We start from the raw sequence: 6,056 nt of genomic DNA, 5'->3' as shown, positions 1-6,056 counted from the left end.
GTCGGGCGGGGGTTGCAGACCAATGAGGGTGTCGCGGAGCTCGGTGATCGAGGACATGAGACCAATGTACTCGCCAAAACGTTCGACGACGAGGTTTGTACACAACCTATCTGCCATCGAATCAAGCTGTGCGGCAATCTATGTCACACGAACATCAGTGGTGAACCGCAGTGAACCGTGGTGAACAGAAACCCCAGCAGTCACAGGCTGCTGATCGAACAGGGTTGTCATCGCCACTACGCAGCCGACAACAGGAGCGGGTGCGACGCCGAGGATGTGCAACGAAACAGCCGACTGCCCGCGCATTTTCCCTGAGCCCAGCCGAGTCGCACCGCATCGGCAGACGAAAGCGGGTCGCGACCCGGAAGACCGCCGGCTCCGTCATCTGTGCCATCGGATCGGCAACCTGATCAACGCCAACCTGCCATACACCTACGGTCAGTAATCGGAATCCGCGACGTTTCATCCGTCCTCGGTTCCGTGGGTCAGTCGTAGAACGGCTGGCGACCGTAGCGGTCTGCGGTCACGACATCGATGTCGTTTCGCAATGTGAGGTCGCGGATGGTGGCTGTGTTCGCCCCGATCCCGGCCCAGTGAGGATCGGTGTCGCTTGCCAGGCACCAGGCATGGTCAGCGGGCCATACAAAGGCCGGCGGGTCGTGAAACATTGCAGGCGTTTCGTGCGTCAAGGGCTCCTCCCACGCCTTGAGGTCGGACAGTGTGCCGACGTAGACGTGGTAGCCGCGGTTGGGGATGTACATCCGAGGGCCACCCGGTATAGGAGACACGACACCTGAATAGCCGGCCCAGATCGCGAAGTAGCACTCGTCCGAGCTGCGCGTCGCCGCAGCCAGGGCTCTACACGTCCTGGCGACGATGGCGTGCTCGTAGCCCTCATAGGCGGGCTCTGTGAAGTCCTCGCTCGGAACGCTCTGGTGAGGACGGTCTGGATCCGGTATGAAACGGACCCGTGCGTAGGCCTCGAACTCAGGAGGGCCGAACAGCGCTAGAGCTTTCCAAGCCTGGCCCGACGCGACGTCGTCGGTCGCGTCACGACTTCGTGTGATCCAGTCCGCGGCTGAGACGTCAGCACAGAAACGCAGCATGCCACGACTATGCGCCGGACGGGGTTGCCGCGGCCATCCTTTGTGAGAACGCCGGGGCGTCTCATCTGATGCAATATGCAGTCGATTACTTACCAGGTGAACCAGGTCAGACCAGACTTCGGAGCGAAGCAAGAAGTAGAAACCGCGGCCCTCCACATTCCACCAGAATGGAAGCCGCTGAACGGCATAGACATGTCAGACGGAGTAGACATGATCGGGTGGACCCGACATCGGTGCCGGCTCCGCCGCGGTCACCGACATCCTCGCCGACCCGCACATGTTCGCGTTGGACGTCCCGGCCGACTCCTCGGGCAGGAACATCTGCCGACATCGGACCGTGTGGCTGACGATATGGCTATTCGCTTCGCGGGCAGTTCGATGAGCTGAGAGCAGGGGTCAGGCCGCAGAGTCCCTGACCGGAACGGGGGCGATTTTCCGGGCCTGTCGCGACACGCGGCTACCCTGGTCACACGACCCCGGGCCGTTCACGGACCGATCCGGGTGCAACCGACCAGGGAGGGCATCATGGCCATCGATCGGGACAAGAGCAGAGCGGTGTCGGAGGTCGTGCGTCAGCACCCGGCGATGAGCCTGGTCGCGGTGTCACCGGGCATCGCGGTGTTCGTGACGTTGCTGCTGCTCGACCAGACCTTCCTGGCGATCCTGTTCCTCGTCCTGGCCGTCGGCGGGGGCGCATACCTGCTGACGCGCAAGCGCTGACGGTGTCGCCTGTTCAGCACCCGCGGCGAGCTGGGCGACCCCGCTACAGTGGTGCCCAACGAGCACCCGGCAGGGTTGAAAGCGCGGTGAAGGGAGTCGGCGTCGTGGGCACTGAACCGGGTCGGCGCGCCTGCGCCGGACGGACTCCCGGGTTGCGGACGAGTCGGCTGGGCGGCTGACCATGTCCACCCGCGTCGATGCCTACATCTGGGCCATCCGTCTGACCAAGACCCGATCGGCGGCGGGCGCCGCGTGTCGGGGCGGGCACGTCCGCGTGAACGGGGTGACCGCCAAACCGGCCCAGCCGGTGGTGCCGGGTGACGAGGTCCGCGTACGGCTCGCCGGACGGGAGCGCATCGTCGAGGTCACCAGGACGATCAGTAAGCGGGTGTCGGCGCCGATGGCCGCCGAGTGCTTCATCGACCGGTCTCCGCCGCCGCCGCCGAAGGAGATCCTCGCGAGTCAGCCGCGTCGCGACCGCGGTGCCGGTCGGCCGACGAAACGTGAACGGCGTCAACTGGATCGGCTGCGCGACGGCACCTTCCTCATCGCGGTTCTGGCAGCGATCACGCTTCTCGTCGGCGCCTGCTCGGACGACGAGCCGACGTCAGATCCAAACTCTCCGAACACGCCCGAGGCGCCCGCCCAGGCCGGTTCCGGACCGTTCTTCGGCGAATGCGGCGGCGTGTCCCTCGACGAGGTGGTCCGCATCACCGGGTTCGGTGGACTCACCGAGACCGTGAACAACACTTCGGTGTGCGAATGGGACACGACCGGTTCGCGGACGGGTGCCGTCGCCTCGTTCAATTGGTATCGCGGATCGCCGATCGGTCGTGAGGAGGCGAACGTGAAATTGTCGCGCGACGTCACCAACAGACTCGAGATCGACGGCCACGAGGGATTCATCGGTTACACGCAATCAGGGCAGATCTGTGAGGTCGGCGTCGGTTTCGGCGCGGACTTCTTCGAATGGTCGATCCGCGGCGACGCGGCGACACCACGGCCGATCGAAGAGATCTGTGACGCCGCACGCGAGCTGGCGACGCTGTCGATAGAGCGTGCGTCGTGAAGCGCGCCCTCATCGTGATCGCCGCGCTGCTGCTGGGACTGACCGCCCTGGCTGGGTGTGCGCGCACCGTCGACGGTGAGGCGGTGCCGTTGGGGGCCGCGGACCAGTCCGGCAGCAGCGACATCGACACCGACCAGTTCGACCGGCTCTTGCTGGAATGCGATGTGCTACCCGACGCGATGATCGCCGATGTCGTCGCCGGCGGCGGGTTCGCCGAACGGTCGTTCAGCGGGGCCATCTGCCGATGGTTGGTCTCCGGCACCACCGACGTGGTGAGTGTGACGTTCAACTGGTTCGAGTGGGGCAACGTCAACGTGGAGAAGGAGACGGCCAAGAAGCTCGGGTTCCAGACCGAGAACATCAAGGTCGCCAGCCAGTCGGCGTTCACCCAGCGCAGTCCCGACCGGCCGGGCGTCTGCGGTGTGACCGCCCGCGCGCCGAGCCGCGGCATCTTCACCTGGTTCGTCGAACCTCGCAGCGCGCCCCAGGGCGATCCGTGCGCGGCGCCGATCAAGCTGATGGAGTTGCTGCTCCAGGGCGGTCAGTAGAAGTTGCTCACCCCGGGAGCGGCCCGACGACGACGCTGGCCGCGACCACGAGTTCGTCGCCGGTGCCCGGCATCAGCAACCACACGGTGAGCCGGTCGCCCTCGCGCACCCGGCGCAGGACCAGCCGCGTGCCCGGCACGATGGGCCGGAGATACTCGATGACCACCCGGTGCGGAGCGTCGACCAGGTCGGGATGCTCGACCAGTTCGTCCTCGATCGCCTCGAGGTAGGCGGCATTGTTGAGGTGCTTGAACGGGTCGAAGTCGGTGATCCGGAGAACGTGTTCACGGTCGGGGAAGTCGATGTCGGCGGCGTCGGGGGCCTTCTCGGGGTTCATCGACCGCCAGCGAAGGCGGTGCTCGTCGGTCATCGCCGACAGCATCGCGAAGGCGTCGTCGGACAGGCGTGACGGCACGCCCTGCTCGTTGACGTTGATCCAGAACGCCTCGGTCTCGATCAGGCCCGCGGGACGCGGTCGGGGGTTGAACCGGTTTGTCTCGTGCTCGGCGGTGAGGCGCACGCGCATGTTGGTCCAGCGCGTCGACAGGGCACCGCACCAGCGCTGCGCGGTCACCGTACCCGGCCAGGTGATGGGCTCGATGACATCGATGATGGTCCGCCGAACGATCCAGAACGGGTCGGTCGCGCTGAACTCGGTTGCCTCGAGGTTGTCGTTGGCGACGTCCTGCAGGTAGCGGGCCACCGCATCGAGGCGCACACGCATGTCCTGATCGACGTCGCCGGTGCGGACGCGATAGCCCACCTCGTAGAACTGGGCACCAGGCTTGCGATCCGGGAGTGATGCAACCGACACTGCTGGCGTAACCTGGCTCACTCGAGTCCCTCCGATAGGTCGCCGGTATCTTTGCGGCTAAGATACATTCAATCGGAAAAATAGAACACGTTCTACGTGTCGGATCACGAGGAAACAGCAGATGGCGCATGTGATTACCCGCCCATGTTGCAACGATGCCAGTTGCGTCAGCGTGTGTCCGGTGAACTGCATCCACCCCACGCCCGACGAGCCGGAGTTCCTCACGGCGGAGGCCCTCTACATCGATCCGGAGACCTGCATCGATTGCGGCGCCTGCATCGACGAGTGCCCGGTGGAGGCGATCATCCCCGACGATCAGCTGGACGAGCGTGACGAGCCGTACCTCCAGATCAACGCGGACTACTACAAGGACCACGACGTCGAGGGCGGCCTCGTGCCACCGCGCAAGGCACCCAAGCTGCCCGAGAAGGAACTGCACGTGGCCATCGTGGGTGCCGGGCCGGCGGCCTTCTATGCCGCGGAGGAGCTCGTCCGCAAACCGGCCATCAAGGTCGACATGTTTGACCGGCTGCCGACGCCCTACGGACTCGTGCGCGCCGGGGTCGCACCGGACCACAGCGCCACCAAGGGCGTGGAGAAGACCTTCGCCTCGGTCGCGGCGAAGAAGAACTTCAGCTACTACCTCAATGTCGAGGTCGGCAAGCACATCAGCCACGACGAGCTGGTCGCCCGCTACCACGCGGTGATCTACGCGGTCGGCGCCGCGACCGACAAGCGGCTGGGAATCGAAGGCGAGGATCTGCGCAATTCGGTCGCCGCGACCCAGTTCGTCGCCTGGTACAACGGTCACCCGGACTTCGCCGACCTCGACGTCGATCTGTCGGGCGAGCGGGCCGTCGTGGTCGGCAACGGCAACGTGGCACTCGACGTCGCGCGCATCCTCGTCACCGACCCGGACGAGCTCGCCAAGACCGACATCGCCGACCACGCCCTCGCGAAGCTGCGTGAATCCAACATCTCCGAGGTGGTGCTCCTGGGCCGCCGCGGCGTGGCGCAGGCGGCATACACCAACAGCGAGTTCCTGGCACTCGGTGACGTCGACGGTGTCGACGTCGTCATCGACCCCGACGAGCTGGTCCTCGACCCGGCCTCGGAGGCGGCGCAGTCCGACGACACGCTCGACTCGACGATCGCCACCAAGGTGCGTCTCGCCCGAGAATTCGCCGAGCGTCCGCAGACGCCGGGCAACAAGCGCATCGTGTTCCGGTTCCTCACGTCTCCCGTCGAAATTGCCGGTGACGGGGAAGTGGCTACGCTTACGTGCGTGCGCAACGCCTACGCCGACGCGACCGGGACAGTCGCGGTGACACCCACCGAGGATCGGTTCGACCTCGAGACCGGACTGGTCCTGCGGGCCATCGGTTACCGGGGCGTGCCGGTCACCGACCTACCGTTCGACGAGGGGCACGGCGTCGTCCCCAACACCGAGGGGCGGGTCCAGACCGCGGCCGACGGCGATGTGATGCCCGGCCTGTACGTCACGGGTTGGATCAAGCGAGGAGCGACAGGGGGTATCGGCATGAACCGCATCTGCGGTCAGGAGACCGCGCAGGCGGTCATCGCGGACTTCGTCGCCGCCGCGTTCGACGACCCCTCGACCTCGCGGGACGACGTCGCCGCACTCGTGGCCGACCGCGGCGCCAACCGCATCGACCTCACGGGCTGGAAGGCGATCGACGCCGCCGAGAAGTCCGCGGGCAGGGCCACCGGCCGGGTCCGCACGAAGTTCGTCAGAATCTCCGAGTTCGAGGCGGCTGCCACCGCCGGGGCGCAGTGAC

6 protein-coding genes are annotated in these 6,056 nt (G+C 66.0%); 4 read left to right on the top strand and 2 right to left on the bottom strand.

The window, feature by feature from the left end; translation table 11 throughout:
* Nucleotides 1–485: 485 nt before the first annotated feature.
* A complete protein-coding gene (locus B1818_RS24615; protein ID WP_231742476.1) occupies nucleotides 486–1,106 on the bottom strand; it encodes a hypothetical protein in 621 nt (206 codons plus the stop codon).
* A 525-nt stretch (nucleotides 1,107–1,631) separates the two neighbouring features.
* Here B1818_RS24615 and B1818_RS23075 point away from each other — a divergent pair.
* From B1818_RS23075 to B1818_RS23065, 3 genes are all read left to right on the top strand, one after another.
* The gene (locus tag B1818_RS23075) at nucleotides 1,632–1,826 is read left to right on the top strand and encodes a hypothetical protein (protein WP_058252431.1); all 195 of its coding nucleotides are present in this window, start codon (nucleotides 1,632–1,634) and stop codon (nucleotides 1,824–1,826) included.
* A 181-nt stretch (nucleotides 1,827–2,007) separates the two neighbouring features.
* Nucleotides 2,008–2,895 carry a DUF3558 family protein gene (locus B1818_RS23070; RefSeq protein WP_078114130.1) on the top strand — a complete coding sequence of 296 codons (888 nt, stop codon included), beginning with the start codon at nucleotides 2,008–2,010 and terminating at the stop codon, nucleotides 2,893–2,895.
* On the top strand, nucleotides 2,892–3,443 hold the full coding sequence (locus tag B1818_RS23065; protein ID WP_078114129.1) for a DUF3558 domain-containing protein: 552 nt from the start codon (nucleotides 2,892–2,894) through the stop codon (nucleotides 3,441–3,443). The genes B1818_RS23070 and B1818_RS23065 overlap by 4 nt, the downstream gene beginning before the upstream one ends.
* 7 nt (nucleotides 3,444–3,450) lie before the next feature.
* On the opposite strand, the gene B1818_RS23060 is transcribed toward B1818_RS23065, so the two are convergent.
* The gene (locus B1818_RS23060; protein ID WP_078114128.1) at nucleotides 3,451–4,278 is read right to left on the bottom strand and encodes an acyl-[acyl-carrier-protein] thioesterase; all 828 of its coding nucleotides are present in this window, start codon (nucleotides 4,276–4,278) and stop codon (nucleotides 3,451–3,453) included.
* A gap of 100 nt (nucleotides 4,279–4,378) precedes the next feature.
* On the opposite strand from B1818_RS23060, the gene B1818_RS23055 reads away from it, so the two are divergent.
* Nucleotides 4,379–6,055 carry an FAD-dependent oxidoreductase gene (locus B1818_RS23055; protein WP_078114127.1) on the top strand — a complete coding sequence of 559 codons (1,677 nt, stop codon included), beginning with the start codon at nucleotides 4,379–4,381 and terminating at the stop codon, nucleotides 6,053–6,055.
* Nucleotide 6,056 lies beyond the last annotated feature (1 nt).

Source organism: Gordonia sp. IITR100, from assembly GCF_002009645.1.
GTDB classification, from domain to species: Bacteria; Actinomycetota; Actinomycetes; order Mycobacteriales; family Mycobacteriaceae; genus Gordonia; species Gordonia hongkongensis.
The sequence above is the reverse complement of the archived record's forward strand: the minus strand, read 5'-3'. Positions and strand labels throughout refer to the sequence as shown.

Excerpts from the sequence above, each read along its gene's own strand:
- B1818_RS23055 (WP_078114127.1), top strand. The coding sequence starts at position 4,379 with ATGGCGCATGTGATTACCCGCCCATGTTGCAACGATGCCAGTTGCGTC.
- B1818_RS23075 (WP_058252431.1), top strand. The coding sequence starts at position 1,632 with ATGGCCATCGATCGGGACAAGAGCAGAGCGGTGTCGGAGGTCGTGCGT.
- B1818_RS23070 (WP_078114130.1), top strand. The coding sequence starts at position 2,008 with ATGTCCACCCGCGTCGATGCCTACATCTGGGCCATCCGTCTGACCAAG.
- B1818_RS24615 (WP_231742476.1), bottom strand. The coding sequence starts at position 1,106 with ATGCTGCGTTTCTGTGCTGACGTCTCAGCCGCGGACTGGATCACACGA.